The sequence below is a fragment of the Streptomyces sp. NPDC046303 genome (assembly GCF_055588085.1).
Genome location: NZ_JBVJFA010000037.1, coordinates 15,995 through 37,772, shown reverse-complemented (window position 1 = coordinate 37,772; position 21,778 = coordinate 15,995). Strand labels below are relative to the sequence as shown.

Annotated in this window: 17 protein-coding genes and 2 pseudogenes; 6 read left to right on the top strand and 13 right to left on the bottom strand. The window is 71.5% G+C overall.

Going from position 1 to position 21,778, the window contains the following annotated elements; translation table 11 throughout:
• Window positions 1-348 precede the first annotated feature (348 nt).
• Together ACZ6I1_RS29480 and ACZ6I1_RS29475 are read left to right on the top strand one after the other, a co-directional pair.
• The gene (locus ACZ6I1_RS29480) at window positions 349-3,252 is read left to right on the top strand and encodes a helix-turn-helix transcriptional regulator (protein WP_469291940.1); all 2,904 of its coding nucleotides are present in this window, start codon (window positions 349-351) and stop codon (window positions 3,250-3,252) included.
• 226 nt (window positions 3,253-3,478) lie between these two features.
• Complete coding sequence (locus ACZ6I1_RS29475) at window positions 3,479-4,897, top strand: 3-hydroxybutyrate oligomer hydrolase family protein (RefSeq protein ID WP_469291939.1); 1,419 nt, start codon at window positions 3,479-3,481, stop codon at window positions 4,895-4,897.
• Window positions 4,898-4,950: 53 nt separating this feature from the next.
• Here the strand turns inward: ACZ6I1_RS29475 and ACZ6I1_RS29470 are convergent, their stop codons facing one another.
• The 7 genes from ACZ6I1_RS29470 to ACZ6I1_RS29440 form a co-directional block, all read right to left on the bottom strand.
• Window positions 4,951-6,471, bottom strand: coding sequence for a phytoene desaturase family protein (locus ACZ6I1_RS29470; RefSeq protein ID WP_469291938.1), 1,521 nt, complete (start codon window positions 6,469-6,471; stop codon window positions 4,951-4,953).
• Window positions 6,468-7,088: a hypothetical protein gene (locus ACZ6I1_RS29465; protein WP_469291937.1), complete on the bottom strand. Its 621-nt coding sequence runs from the start codon at window positions 7,086-7,088 to the stop codon at window positions 6,468-6,470. Before ACZ6I1_RS29465 ends, ACZ6I1_RS29470 begins: the two co-directional genes overlap by 4 nt.
• Window positions 7,069-8,979 (bottom strand): alpha/beta fold hydrolase, encoded by a 1,911-nt coding sequence (locus ACZ6I1_RS29460; RefSeq protein ID WP_469291936.1) that lies wholly within the window; start codon window positions 8,977-8,979, stop codon window positions 7,069-7,071. The genes ACZ6I1_RS29465 and ACZ6I1_RS29460 overlap by 20 nt, the downstream gene beginning before the upstream one ends.
• 94 nt (window positions 8,980-9,073) lie before the next feature.
• Window positions 9,074-10,975, bottom strand: a complete 1,902-nt coding sequence (locus ACZ6I1_RS29455; RefSeq protein ID WP_469291935.1) for an ABC transporter ATP-binding protein — start codon at window positions 10,973-10,975, stop codon at window positions 9,074-9,076.
• 9 nt (window positions 10,976-10,984) lie between these two features.
• On the bottom strand, window positions 10,985-11,770 hold the full coding sequence (locus tag ACZ6I1_RS29450) for a class I SAM-dependent DNA methyltransferase (RefSeq protein WP_469291934.1): 786 nt from the start codon (window positions 11,768-11,770) through the stop codon (window positions 10,985-10,987).
• A gap of 132 nt (window positions 11,771-11,902) precedes the next feature.
• Entirely contained in the window at window positions 11,903-12,127 is a 225-nt protein-coding gene (locus ACZ6I1_RS29445) for a hypothetical protein (RefSeq protein ID WP_469291933.1), read from the bottom strand.
• Between the two features lie 126 nt (window positions 12,128-12,253).
• Complete coding sequence (locus tag ACZ6I1_RS29440; RefSeq protein WP_469291932.1) at window positions 12,254-12,463, bottom strand: hypothetical protein; 210 nt, start codon at window positions 12,461-12,463, stop codon at window positions 12,254-12,256.
• A 215-nt stretch (window positions 12,464-12,678) separates the two neighbouring features.
• Here ACZ6I1_RS29440 and ACZ6I1_RS29435 point away from each other — a divergent pair.
• Window positions 12,679-13,188 (top strand): annotated as a pseudogene (locus ACZ6I1_RS29435) (barstar family protein); the annotation flags it as partial.
• On the opposite strand, the gene ACZ6I1_RS29430 reads toward ACZ6I1_RS29435, so the two are convergent.
• Together ACZ6I1_RS29430 and ACZ6I1_RS29425 are read right to left on the bottom strand one after the other, a co-directional pair.
• On the bottom strand, window positions 13,187-13,918 hold the full coding sequence (locus ACZ6I1_RS29430) for a hypothetical protein (protein ID WP_469291931.1): 732 nt from the start codon (window positions 13,916-13,918) through the stop codon (window positions 13,187-13,189). The pseudogene ACZ6I1_RS29435 and the gene ACZ6I1_RS29430 sit on opposite strands and share 2 nt — an antisense overlap.
• A 221-nt stretch (window positions 13,919-14,139) precedes the next feature.
• Complete coding sequence (locus tag ACZ6I1_RS29425; protein ID WP_469291930.1) at window positions 14,140-15,063, bottom strand: RNA polymerase sigma-70 factor; 924 nt, start codon at window positions 15,061-15,063, stop codon at window positions 14,140-14,142.
• A 372-nt stretch (window positions 15,064-15,435) separates the two neighbouring features.
• Between ACZ6I1_RS29425 and ACZ6I1_RS29420 the strand changes: the two genes are divergently transcribed.
• Window positions 15,436-15,822 carry a DoxX family protein gene (locus ACZ6I1_RS29420; protein WP_469291929.1) on the top strand — a complete coding sequence of 129 codons (387 nt, stop codon included), beginning with the start codon at window positions 15,436-15,438 and terminating at the stop codon, window positions 15,820-15,822.
• 262 nt (window positions 15,823-16,084) lie between these two features.
• Here the strand turns inward: ACZ6I1_RS29420 and ACZ6I1_RS29415 are convergent, their stop codons facing one another.
• Window positions 16,085-16,426 (bottom strand): lysine transporter LysE, encoded by a 342-nt coding sequence (locus ACZ6I1_RS29415; protein WP_469291928.1) that lies wholly within the window; start codon window positions 16,424-16,426, stop codon window positions 16,085-16,087.
• Between the two features lie 183 nt (window positions 16,427-16,609).
• Window positions 16,610-16,786: pseudogene (locus ACZ6I1_RS29410) on the bottom strand (hypothetical protein); the annotation flags it as partial.
• 131 nt (window positions 16,787-16,917) lie between these two features.
• On the opposite strand from ACZ6I1_RS29410, the gene ACZ6I1_RS29405 reads away from it, so the two are divergent.
• Window positions 16,918-17,697 (top strand): SDR family NAD(P)-dependent oxidoreductase, encoded by a 780-nt coding sequence (locus ACZ6I1_RS29405; RefSeq protein WP_469291927.1) that lies wholly within the window; start codon window positions 16,918-16,920, stop codon window positions 17,695-17,697.
• 240 nt (window positions 17,698-17,937) lie between these two features.
• On the opposite strand, the gene ACZ6I1_RS29400 is transcribed toward ACZ6I1_RS29405, so the two are convergent.
• Window positions 17,938-18,654 carry an SDR family oxidoreductase gene (locus ACZ6I1_RS29400; protein ID WP_469291926.1) on the bottom strand — a complete coding sequence of 239 codons (717 nt, stop codon included), beginning with the start codon at window positions 18,652-18,654 and terminating at the stop codon, window positions 17,938-17,940.
• Between the two features lie 144 nt (window positions 18,655-18,798).
• On the opposite strand from ACZ6I1_RS29400, the gene ACZ6I1_RS29395 reads away from it, so the two are divergent.
• On the top strand, window positions 18,799-19,746 hold the full coding sequence (locus tag ACZ6I1_RS29395; RefSeq protein ID WP_469291925.1) for an AraC family transcriptional regulator: 948 nt from the start codon (window positions 18,799-18,801) through the stop codon (window positions 19,744-19,746).
• Between the two features lie 367 nt (window positions 19,747-20,113).
• On the opposite strand, the gene ACZ6I1_RS29390 is transcribed toward ACZ6I1_RS29395, so the two are convergent.
• Window positions 20,114-21,598, bottom strand: a complete 1,485-nt coding sequence (locus ACZ6I1_RS29390) for a hypothetical protein (protein WP_469291924.1) — start codon at window positions 21,596-21,598, stop codon at window positions 20,114-20,116.
• Between the last annotated feature and the right edge of the window lie 180 nt (window positions 21,599-21,778).

The following is a 21,778-nucleotide window of genomic DNA, read 5'->3' as shown; positions in this document are numbered from 1 at the left end:
CTCCATTTTCTAACCACCCCCGGGTGGTCGGCAGCGGGGAGCGACGGTCGCCGAGCGGTAGCGCTCAGGGGCGCCCCGTGGAGGGCCGATCCACGATCCGCGAGAAACGTTCACGCAAGCAACGCTCGTTCTGGCCGTGATCGTATTAGACTCGAGCGCCCAGGGTGATTCGGTGCGGGCGGAATGGCGGTGACCTGGACGTCCGCCACCGTGGCGATGCCGTGCCCTCTACTTCGAAAGAGCACTCCTATGCGCGTTCCCTTGCGGTCGGTCAGGTCACGTGACACCCCTTGCTTAGAATCGGGCGAGCCACCGCTCCTCTTCAGCGGAGGGGGCGAAACTGCCGCCGTGCCGCGTCCGGTGGCGCCGCCGGCCGACCGGGAGCGGGAGTCGCACCGTCTGCGGAGCGTGGTCGAGGCCTGTGCCGAGGGCCGGTCGACGGTCGTCGAAGTCACCGGCGACCCCGGACTGGGCAAGACCACGCTCTTGGCGGAACTGGCGGCGCGAGCACGGGAGAGCGGCCTGACCGTGCTGTCCGGCCGCGCGTCGGAATACGAGCGGGAGCACCCCTTCGGGGTCATGGCCGAGGCCCTGCGCGCCCCTCTCGAAGACCCGCAGCGGCTCGCCGAGGCGGCTGTGGACGACCGGACGCGGGAATTGCTGGATCTGGCATTCGCCCATCCCTCGAAACGCGACGCCTCCCCGGGCTCGGCGCCGTCGCTCATCGTCGAACGGTTCCGGCTGTTCGGCGCGGTGGCCCGGGTGCTGGAGGGCACACGCCGGGCCGGAGGCGTTCTCCTGTGCCTCGACGATCTCCACTGGGCCGACGAGGGTTCGCTGGAGCTGCTGCACCATCTGCTGCGGCATCCTCCTCACGTCCCCGTGATCCTCGCTTGCGCCTACCGGCCGCGCCAGGCGCGGCCGCGGCTGCTGACGTACCTGTCGCAGACCGCCGACGGCTACCGGGCCGAACGACTGCGCCTCACACCGCTCGACCGGAGGGAGGCAGACGCATTGCTCGGCACGTCACTGCCACGGCAACGGCGGGACGCGCTGTACGCCGCGAGCGGCGGCAACCCCCTCTACCTCGAAGTACTCGCCCGGTTGGCGGCGCGACCCCGGGAAGGCGAAGGCGAAGGCGACGCGACGCGCTTCGCCGACCTGCCGCGCTCGCTGCGGGCCGCGCTGGTCAGGGAAGTGGCCCTGCTCGAGCCACAACAGCTCACCGTGCTCAGGGCCGCCGCCGTACTCGGCGACCCGTTCCAGCCGGCGCTGCTCGCGCCGGTCGCGGACCTGCCGCCGGCGACAGCTCTGGCCGCACTGGACACCCTTGCCCGGATGGACCTGGTCCGCCCCGGCGGATCAGGCCGGATGCTGGAGTTCCGCCACCCGCTGCTGCGCAAGCTGATATCCGGTGAGTCGCCGCCGGGCTGGTGGCTGGCGGCACAGGGCAGAGCCGACCGGGCGCTGCGCGACGCCGGCGCCGGCCCGGTGGAGCGGGCGCCCCACGTCGTTCGGTCGGCCCAGCCGGGCGACCCGGCCGCGGTCCGGCTGCTGTGCGAGGCGTCCGAGCACCTCATGTACTCCGCCCCGGCGACCGCCGCGTCCTGGCTGCGGGCCGCGCTCCAGCTGCTGAAACCCACCGCCGCATCGGGTGAACCGAGGCTCGGCGTACTGCTCGCGCTGGCGCGGTCCCTGGGGCTCACCGGCGACCTCGCCGGCTTCCGGGAAACGCTCGGCGAGGCGATGAAGCTGCTGCCGTCCGGCCGGTGTGCGCGGCGGGTGGAAGCGGTGGTCCTGCAGGCGCACGTCGAACGCATCCTCGGCAGTGCCGGCGAGGCCCGCGCCGTGCTGGAGGCGGAGCTGGCGGCGTGGCCCGAAGCCAGTGCCGTCGCCCACCCCCTGCGGCTGGAGTGGGCGACCGTACGGATGATCCAGCGAGCGTACGACCAGCCGGCCGCGCACCTGGACACGGCGTCACATCACGCCGCAGGCACCGGCGACCGGGGGACCCGCACTGCCGCCGCCGCGTGCCGGGCCCTGGGCGCGGCCTACGGAGGACGGACCACGGCTCTGCTGGCGCATGCCACGCGGGCCGCGACGGCCGCGGACGCGATGGAGGACGAGGAACTGACCGCTCTCCTCGACCCGCTGAGCCAGCTCGGCTGGGCCGAGCTGCTCGCCGAACGCTACGACGACAGCGTCCGCCACACCAGCCGCGGTGTCCGCATCGCCCGGCGTACCGGGCAGAGCCATGTCCTGCCGTACCTCCTGCTCGCTCACACGTGGGCGGTGCGTGAGGTGGGCCAACTCACGGAGGCGGTCGAATCGGCGGAGGCGGCCGAGGAGATGGCGCATCTGCTGGCGAAGCCCGACCTGGGCGGCTGCGCGCTGGCGTTGCGCGCGACAGCGATCATGCTGCGGGACGATCCGGCGTCCGCCGCACCGCTCGCCGAACGCGCCCTGCGGACCGTCCGGGCCCGCGGGCGTCTGTGGGGGCTGACCGCCGGAGTGCTCGCCACCGTACGTTTCGAACAGGGGCGGCTGGACGACTGCCTCACGCTCATGCAGGACATCGTGGACCGGCCCCGGCACTCCGGGCCCACGCACTCCGCACGAGCAGCCTGGTACAGCACCGCCGCACAGGCCGAGGCTGCGCGCGGCCGGCCGGCGGCGGCGCACGCGTGGGCGCAACGAGCCGAGGACGCGGCCGGGGCGGTGGGGCTGCGCGGACAGCTGGGACACGCGGCGGTCGCTCGCGCGTGCGCCCTGGGCCCCGACGGCGCGGATGCCGCCGTGGAGCTTCTGGTCTCCGCGTCGGCGGACTTCCACTCCACCGGACAGGTCCTGGAAGAAGCCCGGGCCCGGCTGTTGCTCACCCACGTGCTGTCCCGGGCGGGAAGCTTCGACGAAGCGGTGGAGAACGCCGGGCGCGCCAAGCAGACCGCGGCGGAGTACGGCGCCCGCCATCTGCACACGCAGGCGGTCAACGCTCAGCGCCGGATCGGTGCGCTGGGCCCGCGCGCGCGGGCCGCCGCGACCGCCGCGCTCTCGCGGCGGGAGCGCGCGGTCGCCGAGATGGCAGGCCGGGGCATGTCGAACCGGGACATCGCGGAGCTGATGTTCGTGTCGGTCAAGACGGTCGAGGCCCACTTGACCCGTGCCTTCCGCAAACTGGGGGTCGGCAACAGGTGGGCACTGTCCCAGATCTTCGGCACCACGGGCGCCGCGCAGGACGGCGACGTCACATGACTGCACGGCGGCCCGCGACGTCGGCGGATTGCCACCTCGGCGGCCCACGACGTCGGCGGATCGCCGGTTGAGATCGTCCATCAGGCGGCCATGGCGAATCCGTCATGGTGGCGGTCCCCCCTCCGGGGCGCCCCGTCATGGTGGCCACACCCGTACCCGTCCCGCCTCTCGGACGTCTAGCGTGCGGCCATCCACCCATCCACCCCTCCACGCACGGAGGTGCTTCATGGCCCTGCCCACGACATCACCGCCACGCACGCGGACCTCGCTCGCCGCACTCGCCCTGGGCGCATCGCTGGCCCTGCTGTCGTCGACCGTCTCGGCCCAGCCCGGCGCCGTCCCGGCTGACGGCCACTGCGCCCGCCTCTCGCAGCTGCGCATACCGGGTGCCGCACATCAGCAGGCCGACTGCCTGGGCGAGCTGACCACGGCGGGAACCGTGGACTCCGGCCACACCGACCCGGCCGATTGGGCCGGCCTGACCCCCAAGAACCTGGCCGTCCCCAGGGGTGTGCCCGGTATCCAGATCGACGGTTACTTTCCCGACACCTCGACCACCAACACCAACCACGGCTGGAACCACGACGCCCAGTTCGTCATCCGGCTGCCCGACCGCTGGAACGGCGGCCTGGTGGTGTCAGGAACTCCGGGCAACCGCGAGCAGTACGCCAATGACCGGGCCATCGCCGACTGGGTGCTCGCCCGCGGCTACGCCTACGCGGCCACCGACAAGGGCAACACCGGCCTTGCCTTCTACCGTGACGGCACCCGGCCCGGTGACGCCATCGCCGAATGGAACACCCGACTCACCCAGCTCACCCGTGCCGCCCGCGCGGCGGTCGCCCAGCGCTTCCACCGGCAGTCCGCGCGCACTCTGGTCACGGGCATGTCCAACGGCGGCTACCTCGTGCGCTGGCAGTTGGAGAACCACCCCGAGTTGTACGACGGAGGAGTCGACTGGGAGGGAACACTGTGGAGCGCGCAGGGCCCGAACCTGTTCACGTTCCTGCCGTCCGCCCTGCGCCACTACCCGGTCCACGCGGCGGGCGGGCCCGCCGCGGACCAGGCGCGTGACGCGATGCACCGTGCCGGCTTCCCCGCCGGCTCGGAGTTCCTGTGGCCGTTCCACCACCAGGTCTACTGGGACCTCACCCAGCGCATCTACCGGGAGGAGCTCGACCCCGGTTTCGACGGCCCGGCAGAAGCCGGCACGCCCTTCTGTACTCCGGGGACGCCTGCCTGCGACACCGACTACGACTATGCCGCCCGGCCCGCCGAAGTCCGCCGGGCCGTGCAGCGCATCGCGCTGACCGGACGTATCGGCAAGCCGCTGATCACCCTCCACGGCACCCTCGACGTGCTGCTGCCCATCAGCCAGGACTCCGACGTCTACGCCCGCATGGTCGAGGCAGCGGGCCGCGGCAGCTCGCACCGCTACTACCGCATCGAGGACGGCACCCACACCGACGCCCTCGTCGACAGCTTCCCCGACCGGCTCCGGCCCCTCCTGCCCTGCCACCGTTCGGCCTTCACCGCCCTGGAGGGCTGGCTCACCGGCCACCGCCCGCCCGCGAGCCACACCGTCGCCAGGCCTGAAGACGCCGATCCCTCGGCCCTGCTCACCCGCTGCAACCTCGCCGGATAGCCGGTGCCTCGCGGCGGCCGGGGCGGTCCTGCGCTCCGACACCGGCTGATCGCCTATCGCCGTACGGCTCCCGCGGAGGGGGCCCGTACCAGCTCCAGCGGATCGGTGGTGACGCCGAAGCGCCGGCGCAGTACCCGCCCCGCGGCGTACAGCCCGCACATGCCGTGGACGGCGGGGCCCGGTGGGGTCGACGCCGAGCACAGGTACACCCCGGGGAGCGGGGTGGCGTACGGATCCAGGCCGGGAACCGGGCGCATCGCCGTCTGCCACAGGGACAGCGCGCCTCCTGTGATGTCACCGCCGACGTAGTTGGGGTTGTGCTCCGCCAGTCCGGCGGCGGGGACGACGTGGCGGGCGAGCACGAGGTCGCGGAAACCCGGCGCGAAACGTTCCAGCTGCGCGGTCACCGCTTCCCCCATGTCCAGGGGTGATCCGTGCGGAACGTGCGCGTAGGTGTAGAGGGTGTGGCGGCCGGCCGGTGCGCGCGTCGGGTCGACGACGCCGGGCTGGACGGCGAGGACGTAGGGACGCTCCGGGTGCCGGCCCGCGGCGACCTCCCGTTCGACGCCGAGCGCCTCTTCGCGCGTGCCCACCAGGTGCACGGTGCCCGCGAGTTCGCAACCGGACGCCTTCCACGGCACCGGTCCGGACAGCGCGAAGTCGACCTTGCACGCGGCCCCGCCGTACCGGTACGCCCGCAGGCGGCGGGCGTACCCGCCGGGGAGCGCGTCCCCGGCGATGCGCAGCAGCCCGGCCGGGCTCAGGTCCAGCAGGACCGCGCGTGCCCGCGGCAGCTCGGAGAGGGACCCGATGTGCCGGCCGGTGACGATCCGCCCACCGCGGCGCCGCAGTTCGGCGGCCATCGCGTCCACGATGGTCTGGCTGCCGCCCAGGGGGATCGGCCAGCCCACCGCGTGTCCCAGGGCCGCCAGGACCAGTCCGACCCCCGCCGGCACGAGGGCCCGCGGCGGGGCGATGGCGTGCGCGCTCACGCCGGTGAGCAGCGCGGGTGCGAGGGAGCCGCCGAAGCGTGCTCCCCACAGCGGTGAGCCCTGCTCCGCGACGCGCAGCGCGAGACGGGCCGCCGTGACGAGGTCCGGAGGGGTGCTTCGCAGGTCCGACAGGGCGGCGCCGGTCAGCCCCTGCCAGCGGTCCACCAGCGGTCCGAGGAGCGAACGCCAGGCCGGCCCGTCCCGTCCGAGTCCGTCGACCGTGCGCTCCAGGTCCCGCCAGGCGAGCCCCGCCCTGCCCCCGTCGAGCGGGTGGGCGTACGACACCGTGGGACGCAGCATCCGTACCCCGTGCGCCGCGAGGTCGAAGGCGCGGAAGAAGGGCGAGGCCAGGCCCATGGGGTGGGCGGCGGAGCACACGTCGTGGCGGAAGCCGGGCAGGGTCAGCTCGGCGGTGCGGGCGCCCCCGCCGATGGTGGGCGCGGCCTCGTACACCAGGACCTCCAAACCGGCCCCGGCGAGGACGAGCGCGGCGGCCAGGCCGTTGGGACCGGCGCCGACGACGACGGCGTCCACCTTCCCGTCGGACCCCTCCCCGTTCCGCCCGGCGTACCGAGGGCTCATCCTCCCGCCGCCACGGTCCGGCCGTCCGCGGGGACACCTCCGCCTGGGGCCACCGCAACGAACGGCGAGAGGAACACATAGTCCGGGTCGTGGTTCTGGTCATGCCCGGTGTGCCTGGCGATCAGGAACTGGAACCCCTGCGGGGGCTCCTGACCTGCGCGGGAGTCCCGCACGGTCAGGCCCACGAAGTCCCGCAGCACCCGGTACGCGGGGAACAAGGTCAGATCCAGGCCGGGCTTGTTCATCAGCGTGATCAGCTCGGCGCACACGTCGAAGAGGGCCTTCTCCCGGCGCCGTTGCGGGAACCACAGGAGCTGGGACCAGGCCCGCGGCGTGATCCGCGTGGTCTCTTCCCAGGGCGTCGGAGTGCCGTCCGCCGTCAGCACGCGGTGCAGGACGTGGAAGTCGTGCTGGGCCGGTTCGGGGGCGAAGAACTTCCAGTTCGGTAGGAACAGTCCGCTCCTGTCATGGCTGCGTACGCGGTCGAATCCGCTGTGCGGATGCTGGCCCGCGACGGTCGCACCGAGCCACACCGCGAGCCCGCCGAGCATCAGCAGGGTGAGAGCCCCGCGCGACTCCGCCCGTACCGCACCGCCGTCAACGCGTACGGACGTCATGGGAATCCCCCTTCGTCTCGGTCCCCGCAGCGCCTTCGCCGAGGTTCGCGACGAAGTCCGATATCAGCTTGACGACGTACTGGGCCGTGTCGCGGTCCGTGAGCACGGAGTCGTGGTCGGCGCCGTCGATGACGTGGTGCGAGGCGTACGGAGCCGCTTCGGCGAGCTCGGCGTGGAGTTCCGCCTGGGCCGGGTCCTGGGCGGCCGTGTGTCCGGCCGTCATGACGAGCAGCGGAACACCAGGGTCCGGCAGTGTCCCGTCGAAGGAGGTGAACTCTTCCTGTACCGCCCGCCATTCGCGGCGCCCGGCCACCCACATCCGCGCGTCGCGGTACTGCGCCGTCAGCAGGGTCCGTACCTCCTCGGGCAGCGGGTCGACCCAGTCGGGGTGGCTGAGCAGTCCGCCCATGCCCATCTTCAGCGAGGTGGCGAGGGACGAGAGCGCGCCGCTGAACATCTTCTGGCCCTGTGCCTGCCGGGACGAGCGCTGCAGCTCGGCGGGATGACTCGAGTCGAGCAGAGCGACACCCACGATGCGGTCCGGGAGCCGGCCGGCCGCCTTCAGCGCCAGGTAACCGCCCAGCGAGTGGCCGGCCACGACGACCGGACGGTCACCCGCCGTGTGCCTCATCAGGTCGACGAGGTCCTCCACGGCGGTGTCCAGCCGGTACGCCCCGTCCTCGGGCCCGGCATAGGTGCTGCGGCCGTAGCCCGCCCGGTGGTAGGTCACGACGGGGAACCGCTCCGAGAGCCCCCGTACGATCCACTCCCAGTGCTCGGCGCTCGCGACGAGGCCGTTCTCGAGGATGACCACCGGCTGTGTGCCGTCGCCCGCCGCCGCGCCGGCCGGACCGGTGCGCCGGTACGAGAGCGTGTTGCCCGAATCGGCGGTGAACTCCTGCTCATCACCCCGGCCCCGCAGCACCTTGCGGCTCTGGCGGCTCTTCTCCACCTGAAGGACGGCCAGCGCGGCTGCCAGCATCCCGAGCGAGAGCACCGGGAGGGCGTCGTCGCGCCGCTCCACCCGGCCGTCCGCCGCGGTGCGCTCACGCGGCCCGACGGCGTACAGCACGGCCGGGTGCATGGAGACGAAGGACCACAGGAACCGGCCGAGCCCCATCACCCGGGCGTTGGCGAGGTGGAAGGCAGCCGCCGAGCCCAGCATCAGCGGAGCCGCCCGTCCCTTCGCGAGGAACACGGCCGGGAAGGCACACTCCAGGGCCAGCACACCGGCACACAGCGCGTGCGCGGCACGCGGGTGACGGCGCACCAGTTCCCAGGCGGTGCGGTCTCCGTAGGTCAGGGTCCGCATCACCCCGGCCAGCGCCCGGCCGCTGCGCCAGTCGGCACTGGTCATCTTGACCCAGCCGGACACCGCATAGGAAAGCGTCGACTGCAGAGCGACGAACCACAGACAGGCGTCCACGAGCCGCGGGTTCCGCTCGCCCGCCCGGGCGACCGCGGCGACGGACTGGACCAGGAAGGACACCTGGTCGGAACCGTCGGTCCCGTAGTGGTTGAGCGGGTACAGGACGAGCGAGGTACCCGACAGCACGGCGTTCGCCGCCACGCGCGCCGGACGGGGCGACGGCGCCAGCAGCGCCGCCGCGGCGCCCACCCGGGCGACGTGCAGCGCCCGGGTGACGCGCGGACGGGCGGCCAGGTCGAGCACTTTGCGGAGCGCCGGCGACCACGTCGAGAAGGTGGCTTCCCGGTTGACCTCCCAGTTGTTCAGCCCGCCGTGCCTGCGGTCCCGTTCCGTCGTCAGATACTCCAGGCTCGCCACGAGGTGCGTCGCCGCGCTCAGCCGCTCGCTGAGCGACAGGGCCGTGGCCCGGCTCACGGACGGCGGCGACAGGACGGCACGCATCAGCTTCGGCCATCGCGTCATGAGGGAAAGTCCTTTCTTTTCTGGCTTTCGTCGTGTCTCACAGGAAGCGGTGCGCGCTCCCGATCCGAGGCCGTGGACCTCAGCCTCGTGGACCTCAGCCGAGCAGTTGGTGCGAGACGAGCTCGGCGTACAGGGAGTCCTCGCGCATCAGCGCGGCATGGGTGCCCACGGACCGCAAGCAGCCGTCCTGGATCACGGCGATACGGGCGGCCGAGCGCACGGTCGACAGGCGGTGGGCGACGACGACCACCGTCGTCCGGGCGGACAGCTCGGCGATCACCTCGCGCAGCGCCGCCTCGTTGACGGCGTCGAGCTGTGAGGTCGCCTCATCGAGGAGGAGCAGGCGGGGACGGCGCAGCAGGGCCCGCGCGATGGCGATGCGCTGGCGTTCGCCGCCGGACAGTGAGGTGCCGTGGTGGTCGATCCTGGCGTCGAGGTCGCCACCGAGGCGTTCGAACAGCGGCAGGAGCCTCGTCGCCTTCAGCGCCGAGCGCAGCTCCTCGTCGGTCGCGGAGGGGGCGGCGTAGGCGAGGTTCTCGCGCAGCGTGCCCGCCATCACGGGGGCGTCCTGCTCCACGTAGCCGATGCCGGCGCGCAGGGCGTTCAGGTTCCAGTCGTGCAGGTCGCGGCCGTCGAGCAGGACGCGGCCCCGGTCCGGTGCGTAGAAGCGCTCCATGAGGCTCAGCGCGGTGGTCTTGCCGGCTCCGGAAGGACCCACGAGGGCGGTGAGGCCCGTGGCGGGGATCCGGAGGGAGAAGCGGTCCAGGGCGGGGGTGGTCCGGCCGGGGTAGGTGAAGGACACGTTCTCGAAGACCAGGGAGGCGGCGCGCGGGCACTCCGCATCGTCGGCGTGCGCCGGTGGAAGCGCCTCGTCCACGAGTTCGGCGGGCAGCCGGGTGACCTCGGCCAGGCGCTGTACGGCGGCCCGGGCGGCCTGGAAGTAGGTGCCGACATTGGTCAGCGACATGACCGGCTGGGTGAGGTAGAGCACGTACAGCAGGAAAGCGGTGAGCGTGGCGACGGAGATGGCGCCGCTGCTGACCCGCGCCCCGCCCACACCCAGTACGACGAGGAAGGCCACCTGCATCGCCAGCCCGGCGGCGGTGCCCGCCACCGAGCCCCAGCGTGCGAGCACGACACCCTCGTCGTACGCGTCCCGCGCCGCCACGTCGACACGCTCGGCCTCGACTTCCTCCGCCCCGGACGCCTTGACCGTCGTGAAAGCGCTCAGCGCGCGCTCCAGGGCGGCGCCCATCAGGCCGACCGACTCCTGCGCCCGCAGCGCCGCACGCCGGATGAGGGGCAGGATGACGCCGACGACGGCTCCGAGCAGCACGATCACACCCACGGTGACGGCGAGCAGCACGGGGTCGACGATCGCCATCATCACCAGCGTGCCGATGATCATCACCACTCCGGTGAGGGCCTGCACCAGGGTCTGCGTGACGACCTGCCGCAGCAGCGAGGTGTCGCCCGCTGCCCGGGCGAGCAGATCGCCCGGCGCCTGGCCGCTCATGGCCCGCATCGGCAGGCGCAATATGTGACGCACCAGCCCGCGGCGCCCGGCCAGCACGACGCGCTCGGCGGCACGCAGCAGCAGGAAGTTTCCGAAGGCCAGCGCCACCGAGGCCACCAGCACCAACGCCGTCAGTTTCAGCAACCCGGGCGCCACCGGACTGCCCTGTGCGTACGCGGTGAGCACGTCCTTCACTTCCAGCGGCTGGAGCAGGCCCAGTACCCCTGCCCCCACCAGCAGCAGACTGGCGAGCGCGATCTCCCGCCCATGCGGGCGCACGTAGCTCCGGAAGGCCAGGAGCGTCTCGCGCAAGGACAGCTCGTCACCCGGCGAGGCGACGGCTGCGGAGGCACCCGCGCCCGTCTCCGGCTCCTCCGTGATCAACCCCGTGTCCATGCCCGTGTCCATGCCCGTGTCCGTGTTCGTGTCCGTGTTCGTGTCCCTGTCCGAGGCCTCGGTGCTCAGCGAAGTGCTTGCCATGGCGGGTCCTCACCGCTCCTGCTCTGAGGCCGCGGAGCCGGCCTGCTCGCCCGGGCGCCGGTACACGGAGGTGACCATGGGCTCGGCGCCCGTGAAGGGCGACCCCTGCCAGTCCCCGTAGCGGGCCTCCAGGCGCAGTCCCGCTCGTTGCGCGTACGCGTCGACTTCGGCCGGTGCCGTCAACCTGCTGGTCTCGGACGCGAGCCGGGTGCGGCCGTCCGCGTGCCAGATGTGCGAAAGGTGCCAGATCTGCCGCGAGGGGATGATCAGGGAGTACGACTGGAGGCCGGCGTTCTCCCCGCAGGAGATGAAGAAGTTCTCGCGGAGGCGCCCCTCGTGCATCCCGTCCACGAAGGCCGGGTTGTGGGTCTCGATGACCACGGCACCGCCGGGCGCCAGGGCCTCGGAGCACGTCTCCAACACCTGCTGCTGCTCGGTGGGTTCGAGCAGCATCGACAGTGTTCCGCAGACGCAGAACACCAGCCCGTGCTTCCGCTCGCTCCTGTACGTCCGGATGTCGCCGTGCACCGCGGTGACCGGCCGGGGCTCGCGCGCCAGGGCGCTGCGCAGCACCTCCAGCATCTCCGGGGAGGAGTCGACACCGACCACCTCGCCGGCGTGGTCCGCCAGCGGCAGGGCGATACGTCCCGTGCCGACGCCGAGCTCCAGCGTCGGCGTACCGTCTCCGGGGTGGAGACCGGCGAGCCATTTCGCCGTGTCGTCGCCCGGCGGAAAGATCTGGTTGTAGAAATCAGCGAACTGGCGCCCATAACCGAGGTCCTGAATGTCGCTCATACCGCCCGCTCGATAGACGATGGATGGGGAGATCGCGCCACGGGGCGAACTCCTTCTGTTGACGAACACGGGAAGGCACACCAGCGGTGGTGCGCCTTCCCGTCACACTGCAGCGGTTCGCGTGGCGGGGAGCTACGAGGGCTGGGTCCCGCCCACGGCCCGGGCCCCGACGGCCATACCGGCGGTGAACACCACGGCGAGCCGGGCAGTGACCGCCACTCCGGCGGCGATGGCGGCCGCGGTGGCGGGGGTCGCGAGGACCGGTGCCAGGTCACCCATCTGCCGGGCCCGTTCGGCAGCCAGCGGGAACCCGGCCAGTTCCTCACTGGAATTCGCATGCTCGGTCAGTACAGACATGACAGCTCCAGACTTCGTGTCGTGGTGATGGTGGTGGTGATGGTGATGGTTCAAGAAACCGGGCCGGGCCACGGGGGCAGCCCGGCACTCGGCGGCACTTCCAGCGGTTCGCTCGCGGGGCGGGGGTTACGAGGGCTGGGTCCCGCCCACGGCCCTGGCCCCGACGGCGATACCGGCGGTGAAGACGGCGGCGCTGAGGGCCACTCCGGCGGCGACGGCGGCGGGTGTGGCCATGGCGGGCGCAAGCTCCGACAGCTGGCCGCCCTCGTCCCCTGCCGTCAACTCACCGAACAGGGTCGGCGATACGTCGTTCACGCGAGCAGAGACACCGGTCATGGGGATGTCCTTTCCTGGGTGGGATGGAAGGGCGTGCTTCGCGGCCTGCCCGGGGGTTTCACTTGCGCGCAGACCGCTCGCGGGTTCCGTCGTGGTTCGGCCACGGGATCGCCCCTGTGCACGTCAGCAGTCTGCGTATCGGCGGACCGCCGCAGCATTGGGGAAACCCCTAGGGTTCCGGGCACGGAAGAGGGGCCAGAGCAGGCAGATGCGGTGTCCAGCCGCTCAGACAAGTCGAACCACCGCTCGTCCTGAAGGGGCTCGCGCCGGGGGATCAGCTGAGGCGCGCGCTGGCGACGGGCACGCGGCGAGCGCTCAACCTGGGTGAGGCTTGGCTGGAGATACGTCATCCCGCGGGACGGATCTGATCGACCTGGAGCTCGGCGGAGTTGTCTTCACGCCCGTACCGGAATACGCCCGGCCGCTCTGGGAGCGCTGGCTGACCGGCCCGCCGGACACCCTTAATGCCTGGGCCGATCTCGACACCCGCCGGCGCCAGGCCTGGCTTGACCTCGTTCGCGAACGGGCTTGCCTACGCAAGCGTCACGACCGGCCCGCCGGACACACGTACGAGCTGGACGGCCGCCACATCACCGACGTCCCGGGGCTCTACCTGGCGCTCGGCGAGGCTGTGAAAGGGCCGGGAGGCTACTTCGGCGGCTGCCTGGACGCCCTTGCGGACTGCCTTGGGCGGCACCTTCGGCCATACCGCCCCCGCAACTCTCACATGTCCGGCAGAACGAGAAAGACTTCGGAGAACGTGAGGCCATGACGGTCGGTCATCAGCCCGCACGGGCACCCCAGCGTTACCAGATGCCAGTCGCAGGCCACTGTCCATGGGCCGTCCGCATTCCCGCACCCGGAGCAGCGGAATGTCTCGGCCGTCCACACCCCCGGGGCAGGTCTCTCGTAGTGCCGGAGCCGGCCCGCATACCGGACCTGCCAGGGGGCGGCTGCGGGCGTGCGCGATCTGTTCCCGAACGGACTCGGGGCCGCAAGCGCGGCGAACAGCTCGATCAGGTCGGGCAGGAGGGCTTCGCCCGCATCGGTCGGCGGGCCCGGCAGGCTTCCCGGCTTGCCCGGCGGCGTGGGGTAACGCGCAGCCGCCGCAGCGGCTGGCGGATTCGGGGTGGCGAACCACGGCAGGAACGCGCGCGCGACAGCGGCGAGAAGAGCGGCGGCCGGCGGACTGACTGCACCTGCGTCGAGGTGGTGCACTGCGGTGCGCCAGATCCGCTGGAGCCGCCGGTCCCGGTCCACGGCCCGCGCCCGCACCCCCGCACTCCCCGCCCCGCGGGCGGGCAGGGGTGCGACGAGGCGGGCAAGGACCTTGGCCGCCGCGTCGGTGTCCGCCGCGGCGGGTCGCCATTCCCCGGCAGCCAGCAGTTGTCGGGCGCGGCCCGCCTCGCGAGCCAACGCCAGGACCGCCGGCTGTGGGGCACTGGAGATCGCCACTGGAGTGTCCCGCCTGCTCGACACTGTGCCCCGCCACCCCTTCGCGCCGTCCCCGCCTCGGCGTACGTTCCTGCGCCCGCACCCGCGCCCGCACCCGCGGACATCACATCACACGACCGCGCAGGCGCCGATGCGCAGCAGCGGCCTCGAGCCGCCCTGATCACTTTGTATGTGGACCAGACCGTCCGGTCCCACGTTCGCAGGCTGCTCCTGAGGTGAGGTCACGGTGTCCGCTTGCGCGTCTGCTTCACTTCCCGGTCGACGGCCCAGGCATCGGCGACCGGGCCGAGGTGGCCGAGCTTGTCGGGGTTGATGACGGAGCGGATGGCCTGGACGTGTCCGTCGCGTACGTCGAGGGCCAGGGAGTGGAGGACCTTGCCGTCGCGGTCACGGAACAGCGCCCCCGCCTGTCCGTTGATCTCGTGCGGTTGGAAGGTGATGCCGATCCGGGCCATCAGCGGGTAGACGCCGGCGAGCAGGCGGGCCACGTTCTCGGCGCCGACGATGGTCTTGGCCAGCTGCGGGGCTTTGCCGCCACCGTCTCCGACGAGCTGGACGTCTGCGGTCAGCAGGCTCTGGAGACCGTCAAGGTCGCCCTGCGACAGCGCTTCCAAGAAGCGCGTTGCCAGTCGCTGCTGTTCCCGCCGGTCGGCTTCGAATCGGGGCCGACCCTCGTGCATGTGACGGCGTGCTCTGACGAGAAGCTGCCTGCAGGCAGGTTCCGAGCGGCCGACCGCTGTGGCGATCTCGTCGAAGCCGAAGGCGAAGACCTCGCGCAGTACGAACACCGACCGCTCCAGCGGGCTGAGCCGTTCCAGGAGGAGCAGCGACGCCATGGACACGGAGTCGGCCAGTTCCATAGCCCGCGCCGGGTCCTCGTAGGGATCGTTCAGCAGCGGCTCGGGCAGCCATGGGCCGACGTACTCCTCGCGTCGTACCCGGGCGGAGCGCAGTACGTCGATCGCGATCCGGGTCACGGTGGCGGACAGGAACGCCTTGGCCGACTCGGGCCGGGTCGGCGACGTGTCGAAGCGCAGCCAGGTCTCCTGCACCGCGTCCTCCGCCTCACCCACGCTGCCCAGCATCCGGTACGCGATCGAGAACAGCAGCGGCCGCAGCTCTTCGAACTCCTCGACCTTGCTCACGTGTCTTGTCCCCCTGTGTTCCCGGCCCCGGCCGGTCTCGGCGACGCGGGCATCCTGTGGTGATCATGTGGCCCGGCGACGAACCAGGGCAACACGCCGACGGGCTGCCGGGTCACGATGTTCCTCTTGTTCACGATGTTTCAGCCGGTACAGCGTGTTCAGGAACGAGACCGGGAGCACGTTCCGTCGCGCGTCCATCGTGTTCGTCCTCCGTGCTCGTCAGTGGGTTCGTTCCCGAGACGAAACAGACGGCGCCCCTGTGACACGGCGGTCCATGTGACCCACGTCTCCTCGATACCCCGCTCCGGGGATGTCACAGGACCAGCCGCTGTCTCGTCTCGGGTACGGAAGACCTCGAACAGGGAGTGGATGATGAACGTCGCGCTGTGGATCACCGCCGGACTGCTGGCCGCCGTCTGCCTCGCCGGCAGCGCCAAGATGTTCGTACCGAAGGAGAAGATCGCCGCACTGGGCGGGACTGCCTCCCAGTGGGCCCTCGACTTCAGCCCCGCCGCCCTCAGGGCCATCGGCGCCGTCGAGCTCTTGGCCGCGGCCGGTTTGATCCTGCCCGCGGTCCTCAACATCGCTCCGGTCCTGGTGCCGCTGGCCGCCGCCGGACTCGTCGTGCTGTTCATCTGCGCGCTCACCATGCGCCTGCGCCGCGGCGAGAAGGCCACGATCACCGGCGACCTGATCTACCTCGTCCTGGCGGCATTCGTCGCCTGGGGCCGCTTCGGCCCCGAGTCCTTCACCGGCTGACCTCAGAGCTGGTCCCCGACGCGCTCATTTCCGCCTGCCCCAGCACCGTGGAGGAGGAGTTCGGCCCCGCCGACATCAACGGCGACGGTGTCCGTGTCCTCCAGGGCGAGGCGATCGACCGCATCAGCCGCGACGAGTACTACGCCACCTGGCGCGAGCGTCGACTATGGCTATCGCGGAGCTGGTGGCCGTCTCCTTTTGCTGCTGGGTAGGCACGCCTGTGCTGGCCGGCTCACTGTGGAGCACGTGGCGGCGAACGGTTTCACAGGCAATAGCAGCTGCCCGGGGCATAGAACACCAGAAAGACGGCCGTCGCGGCGGCCAGCGTGAAGCCGGTCGTGGTCACGGCGGCGAGACCTCGATGACGGCGGCCCTTCGCCGGGTTGCCGAAGGTGCGCCAGGCTCCGTGGGCGAGGAAGAGGCTGAGCAGTCCGGCGGCCGCCAGGGTCAAGCGCGGGCTGAAGGACCAGCTCAGGTAGGCGACCAGAACCAGGGCGGCGAGGAGGGCACATGCGAGCAGAGTGAGGATCACCTCGGCGACGGCTTCCCCCACCGTCTCCATCAGGAACTCGGCGACGCCCTTCGCTGCCCTGCGAACTCCCACGGGTTCCCCCTCAGCGTCCAGTCGAGTACGTCGCGGCCCCGCCCGGGGCCCCGGCAGTAAAGACCGAGGCGGGGGCGGAATGGTTGCCGAGATGCACCCTCCTCGTCGCGACGGGCGGTGCGGCGGGCCGGTGGCGGGCTGAGCCCTGCGGACGCGCTGTCTCCCGCGCCACACGACTGCAGTCAGGCCCTCGTGGATGGCCTCGACTGTGATGTCCTCGTCGTCTGCGGTCAACTGCTCCTGTCGGCGCGCGTAGTCGTTGACGACGTCTGTGAGTGCGGTACGGAAGCCCACTGCGTGGGTGCCGCCCTCGAGGTGCGGGTGCCGTTCGTGAAGGAGCGGAACTCGCCCGGGGACCAGGAATTCCAGTGCATGGCGACCTGCACGAAGGCCGGCTTCTCAAGGGATGGCCCACCTGCTCAGTCGATCTCCCCACCCGTGTGTTCCGCCCCGGGCGCTGTCGCCGTGGACGCGCCGCCTAGGGTGCAGGCATGAACTCGCGTAGCTACCTCTCCGAACTGTTCTCGCTGGACGGCCGGGTCGCCGTGGTGACGGGCGGCAGTTCCGGCATCGGCCGAGCCATCGCCGGGGCGCTCGCGCGAGCAGGGGCGAGCGTGGTGATCGTGGCGCGCAAGGAGTCGGAACTGGCCGCCACGGTCGACGAGCTGGTGGCGGACGGCTGCCGCGCGGCTTGGGTGAGCGCCGACCTGAGTACCCGTGACGGGGTACGCGCGGCGGCGGAACAGGCCGCCGAGGTGTTCGGCGAGCCCGACATTCTCGTCAACAGCGCCGGGATCAACCTGCGGCCGCCGATGGGCGACTTGGGCGAGAACGTGTGGGACGCCACGATGGCGGTGAACCTGGACGCGCCCTACTTGTTGGGCCAGCGGTTCGGGCCCGGCATGGCGGAGCGGGGCTTCGGGCGGATCATCCACATCACCTCCCAGCAGGCGCACCGGGCGTTCGTCCAGAGTGGTGCCTATGGGGTCTCCAAGGGAGCGCTGGAGTCGCTGGCCCGCTCGCAAGCCGAGGCGTGGTCGCCACATGGCGTCACCTGCAACACGCTGGTGCCGGGCTTCGTCATGACCCCGCTCAATGCGCGGCTGTCGTCCGACCCGGAGAAGGTGGCGGCGCTGGCCGCGCGCACGATGGTCGGGCGCAACGGCCTGGCCGAGGACTTCGCCGGAGCGGCAGTGTTCCTGGCCGGCCGCGCCTCCGGCTACGTAACCGGGCAGGCGATCTTCGTCGATGGCGGGTTGTCCGTTCACTGAGCCCATCGTGGAGATCGGCATCAGATCGAGCAGACCGCCGAGAGCGAATGAGGATCCGGATCCTGCCGAAATCAAAGGCGACGAACCCGCCGCACTCTCGAGCCTGCCTGCCGACGACACCGTGGGTTCTCGGTAAGAGCACCTCGGTCACGCCGGACTCACAACCGTCACGCCGCCCGCCGAACTCCAGTCCCTCCTCTCCTCCCAGGCGGTGACCGACGCGATCGAGGACCTCCCCCGTCACACCAGTGCCGCGCCGCCGTCTATCGCGAGCGTGGTGCCGGTGACGTAGGCGTTGGACAAGACGAAGAGATAGGCCGCCGCGGCTTCCTCGGCAGTGCCGACGCGCCGCGTGAGCAGCTCGGACCCGGCACCCTGGAGGAAAGCCTCCGGGTCCGGAACACTGCCGTCCCACAGCTCGGTGCGGATCACGCCGGGCTGGATCACGTTGACGCGCAGAGGGGCGAGTTCGACGGCGAGTGCCCGGGACAGGGCCTCGATGCCGCCGGTGATACCTGCCGTGAGCGCGGTTCCGGACAGGGGGCGGATCGCGAGGACGCCGGAGCTGAAAGTGATCGAGCCGCCGCCGCGCAGTCGCGGTGCAGCGTACTTCGCGCAGAGGAACGCGCCCCAAAACCGGCGCTCGAAGACGGCCCTGGCCTCCTGAGGGGTGGTGTCGACCAACGGCTTGATCAGCAGAGATTCGCCCGCGGTGTAGACGAGGTGGTCGAACTCCCCGACCTGCTCGAAGAACGCGGCGATGGCGTTTCCGTCGGCGACGTCCAGGCGGCGGCCTTCGGCCGGCTCGCCCAACCGCTTCGCCGCAGCGTCCACGCGGTCCTGATTGCTGGAGGCGACCACGACATCCGCGCCGGCCGCCACGGCCTGTTGGGCTACCGCGAAGCCGATGCCGGAGGTTCCACCGATGATCACGATCTTCTTGCCGGCCAGAGACATGGGATCCCATTCCTTCGTCGGTGCGGTGCCGGGTTTCGGCCACCGCCATGGCAAGAACGTACGCCTCCACATCGAGACGATGAATGCCTTCAGATCTCGATTCCCTGTCATATCGTCTCGCCGTGCAGGAGCTAGAGTGACGCTATGGACATCCTGAGCGACACCCTCGAAGTCCTGCGCACGGGACGCCCGATGGTGACGCGCACCGACGCGCACGCCCCGTGGGCCCTGAAGTTCCAACCCATCTCGGGAGCCGGATTCCACGTGGTCGTGGAAGGCCACTGCCACCTCCTGCCACCGCACGGCCAACCGCTCGCGCTCGGCCCCGGCGACATCGTGTTCCTGCAGCGCGGCAGCGGACACATCCTGTGCGACGTGCCGGGCCGCGCTCCGGTGGACTTCGTACCGGAGCGCGTCGACCGGTCCTCGCCGATCGGCCAGGTCACCATGGACGGACCGGGGTCGCACACGGTGCTGGTGTGCGGTGCGTACGCGATCGACGTTGATCGCCCGCATCCGCTGTTCGGCGATCTGCCGGAGGTCATCCACCTCCCCGCGGTTCCGGGCCGCCACCCGGTGCTGCGCTCGGCGGTCGATCAGCTGTGCGCCGAGTTCCACGCGCCGCAGCCGGGCTCGGACGCGGTCGTCACGGCACTCATCGACCTGCTGCTGCTGTACATCCTCCGATCGTGGTACGCGGAATTGCCGAAGGAGCGGACCCGGGGGTGGACGGCCGCGCTGACCGACCCGGCCGTCGCCCCGGCCCTGAAGGCGATCCACGACGATCCCGGCCATCCCTGGACGGTGGAGTCGCTGGGCACCCGCGCCGGGCTGTCCCGCGCGGCGTTCGCCCGCCGCTTCGCCTCGGTGGTCGGCGAGCCTCCGTTGACCTACCTGACCAACTGGCGGATGGCCACCGCGGCGCGGTTGCTGCACCAATCGCCGGCGCCGCTGAACACCATCGCGCAGCGCACGGGGTACACGTCGGAGTTCGCCTTCGCCAAAGCTTTCAAACGACACTTCGGGTCGCCGCCGGGGGCCTACCGCAAACAGGTCAAGACGGCAGGCGACACACCACGCGGATACAACTGACGGTGACGGGACGGGCAAGCCAGGACATCACCGCAGCCGTTTGGGATGCGGTGGTCGCTGCTGATCCGGGCCGAGGGCCCGTGAGGTTCGGATGAGCCTGGCACTCCTCACCACCACGTGCTGCGGGAAGCCGGAGCGCACCTTCCCGGCCGAGCCGACATCGCCACCCTGATCGGCGCAGCTTCGCCGCAGCAGCTCTTCGCAGCAGCTCTGCGCAGCTGCAGCTCTTCGCAGCCGCCGCTTCGCCGCAGGACGGCCCGGCCCTGCGGGGCCGGACTGGCCGGCCCCGCCGACCCGACCCACCAGCAGCTGCGGCATCGCATCGAGGCGGCTCAAGGACGCACGCGGAACCCCGGGCGGGGAGCCGTCAGGCCGGGCCCAGTTCCGGGTCGCGGGTCGCGCGGACCTCCCAACGGCCAGTCCGGTCGGAGAGGGCCGCCCGGCGGCGCACCAATACCACGCAGGCCCCCACGGCCACGGCCGCGGCGAGCGCCGTCGTCAGCGACGCGGCAAGCCAGGACATCGGCATCCTCAGCGCGAGCACGACCAGCCCGTAGACCAGTGCCATGCCCCCGAGCCACGGCCAGTGAGCCCCAGGCACCACGGTGGTGGGCCACGGTGACAGCCGTGCCGAGCGTTGCGGGTCGGGCTGCACCGGGGTGGCGGGCTCCAGGACCCGCTGGAATTCCTCGCGGTCCATCGTCAGCCACGCCACCTCCCCCTCGTCGGTGACGAACACGACGGGCTGCTCACCGTGGCGGATCAGTCGCCAGTTCCGGGCACCGCACAGCCAGCCCGGCCGTTCTCCCATGCGCGCCGCGAGGAGGGCCAGCCCGGCCGGCTCGACGGTCGGGTGGCCGAGCAGGATCTCGGAACCGTCCTCGAGCGCGAAACGCAGCTTGTGGTCGGACCGCACCCGGACCGTGCCGTCCACCGTTCCGAACGTGGTGTGTTCGTTCCGCCGGGCCGCGACGAGACGAGCCCGTACAGCGGGCAGCGCCGACCCGGAAGCCGCGTCCTCGCGCAGGGTCCTGAGGGTGGGGTCGGAGGGGCGGATCCGGACGAACAGCAGCCCCCCGAAGAACGTCGCGACCGCTCCGACGCCGAGACCGATCTGGGTGGTCATGGGCGGGAGGGAGACCGCGAGCGGCGAGTCCGCCTCCAGGTACCGGTCGATGTGGCCGGTAGCGTCGACGACGCCCCCCAGCTCGGGGGCCGTCGGGGCGTGCAGCACCAGGGCGGCCTCGCCGGGCAGGCCGCTCAGTGCCTCGGCCGGCGTGAGCGTACGGCCTATGGGGAACCCGACCTTGAAGTGCCCGTTCACCACCTTGAGACGCCGGGTGCCCGCACTGCCGCCGCCGGCATCCCGCAGGGGCACCTCGACCGTCGCGTCTCCCCTGGCCACAGGGACCTTGCCCTCTTTCTGGCGCACCCGGTGGACTTCCACGATGGAGCCCCACGTCGCTTCGGCACCGGCCTTCTGAATCGCCGCGATCCGCTTCAGGTCCTCGCCGTCCGGGCGGGTCGCCAGCTCGGTGACCGCGGCCAGGGCGGGCAGTACCACCACCACGGCCAGCAGCAAGGGCACGAAGTCCCGCAGCGGCCGTTTCCAGGGCAGCTTCGCGGGGGGTGCCGGCACCGGCTCGACCTGCCTCGGTGGCGTGACCGGGATCGGCCGGGAGGCCCACCACACCCACCCGGCGGCCAGCGCCAGTGCCACCGCCCCGAGTACGGCCACGTCCGGCCGGTACACCGACATACCGGCGTGAAACAACAACGTCCACAGGGCCAGCACCGCGAACAGCAGCGCGCCCCCACCCAATGTCCTGGTCACCCAGGCGCTTCTCCCCATGATCCTGAATCTAACAACTCCGCTGCGCGCGAAGGCCGGTGGGCCGCGGAGGCGGTGGGCAACGTCCCCCGCAGACGGCTGTGACCAGCGTTTCGCAAGCAGGCGTCCACGTCGTCGCGCTTGGATCAGCGAGGATGCCTACATCACCACGCCCGTGCCACCGGTTGCCGTCATGCACCG

Excerpts from the sequence above, each read along its gene's own strand:
- ACZ6I1_RS29390 (WP_469291924.1), bottom strand. The coding sequence starts at position 21,598 with ATGGGGAGAAGCGCCTGGGTGACCAGGACATTGGGTGGGGGCGCGCTG.
- ACZ6I1_RS29460 (WP_469291936.1), bottom strand. The coding sequence starts at position 8,979 with ATGACGCGATGGCCGAAGCTGATGCGTGCCGTCCTGTCGCCGCCGTCC.
- ACZ6I1_RS29400 (WP_469291926.1), bottom strand. The coding sequence starts at position 18,654 with ATGTCTCTGGCCGGCAAGAAGATCGTGATCATCGGTGGAACCTCCGGC.
- ACZ6I1_RS29450 (WP_469291934.1), bottom strand. The coding sequence starts at position 11,770 with ATGAGCGACATTCAGGACCTCGGTTATGGGCGCCAGTTCGCTGATTTC.
- ACZ6I1_RS29395 (WP_469291925.1), top strand. The coding sequence starts at position 18,799 with ATGGACATCCTGAGCGACACCCTCGAAGTCCTGCGCACGGGACGCCCG.
- ACZ6I1_RS29440 (WP_469291932.1), bottom strand. The coding sequence starts at position 12,463 with ATGACCGGTGTCTCTGCTCGCGTGAACGACGTATCGCCGACCCTGTTC.
- ACZ6I1_RS29405 (WP_469291927.1), top strand. The coding sequence starts at position 16,918 with ATGAACTCGCGTAGCTACCTCTCCGAACTGTTCTCGCTGGACGGCCGG.
- ACZ6I1_RS29445 (WP_469291933.1), bottom strand. The coding sequence starts at position 12,127 with ATGTCTGTACTGACCGAGCATGCGAATTCCAGTGAGGAACTGGCCGGG.
- ACZ6I1_RS29470 (WP_469291938.1), bottom strand. The coding sequence starts at position 6,471 with ATGAGCCCTCGGTACGCCGGGCGGAACGGGGAGGGGTCCGACGGGAAG.
- ACZ6I1_RS29465 (WP_469291937.1), bottom strand. The coding sequence starts at position 7,088 with ATGACGTCCGTACGCGTTGACGGCGGTGCGGTACGGGCGGAGTCGCGC.
- ACZ6I1_RS29420 (WP_469291929.1), top strand. The coding sequence starts at position 15,436 with ATGAACGTCGCGCTGTGGATCACCGCCGGACTGCTGGCCGCCGTCTGC.
- ACZ6I1_RS29455 (WP_469291935.1), bottom strand. The coding sequence starts at position 10,975 with ATGGCAAGCACTTCGCTGAGCACCGAGGCCTCGGACAGGGACACGAAC.
- ACZ6I1_RS29475 (WP_469291939.1), top strand. The coding sequence starts at position 3,479 with ATGGCCCTGCCCACGACATCACCGCCACGCACGCGGACCTCGCTCGCC.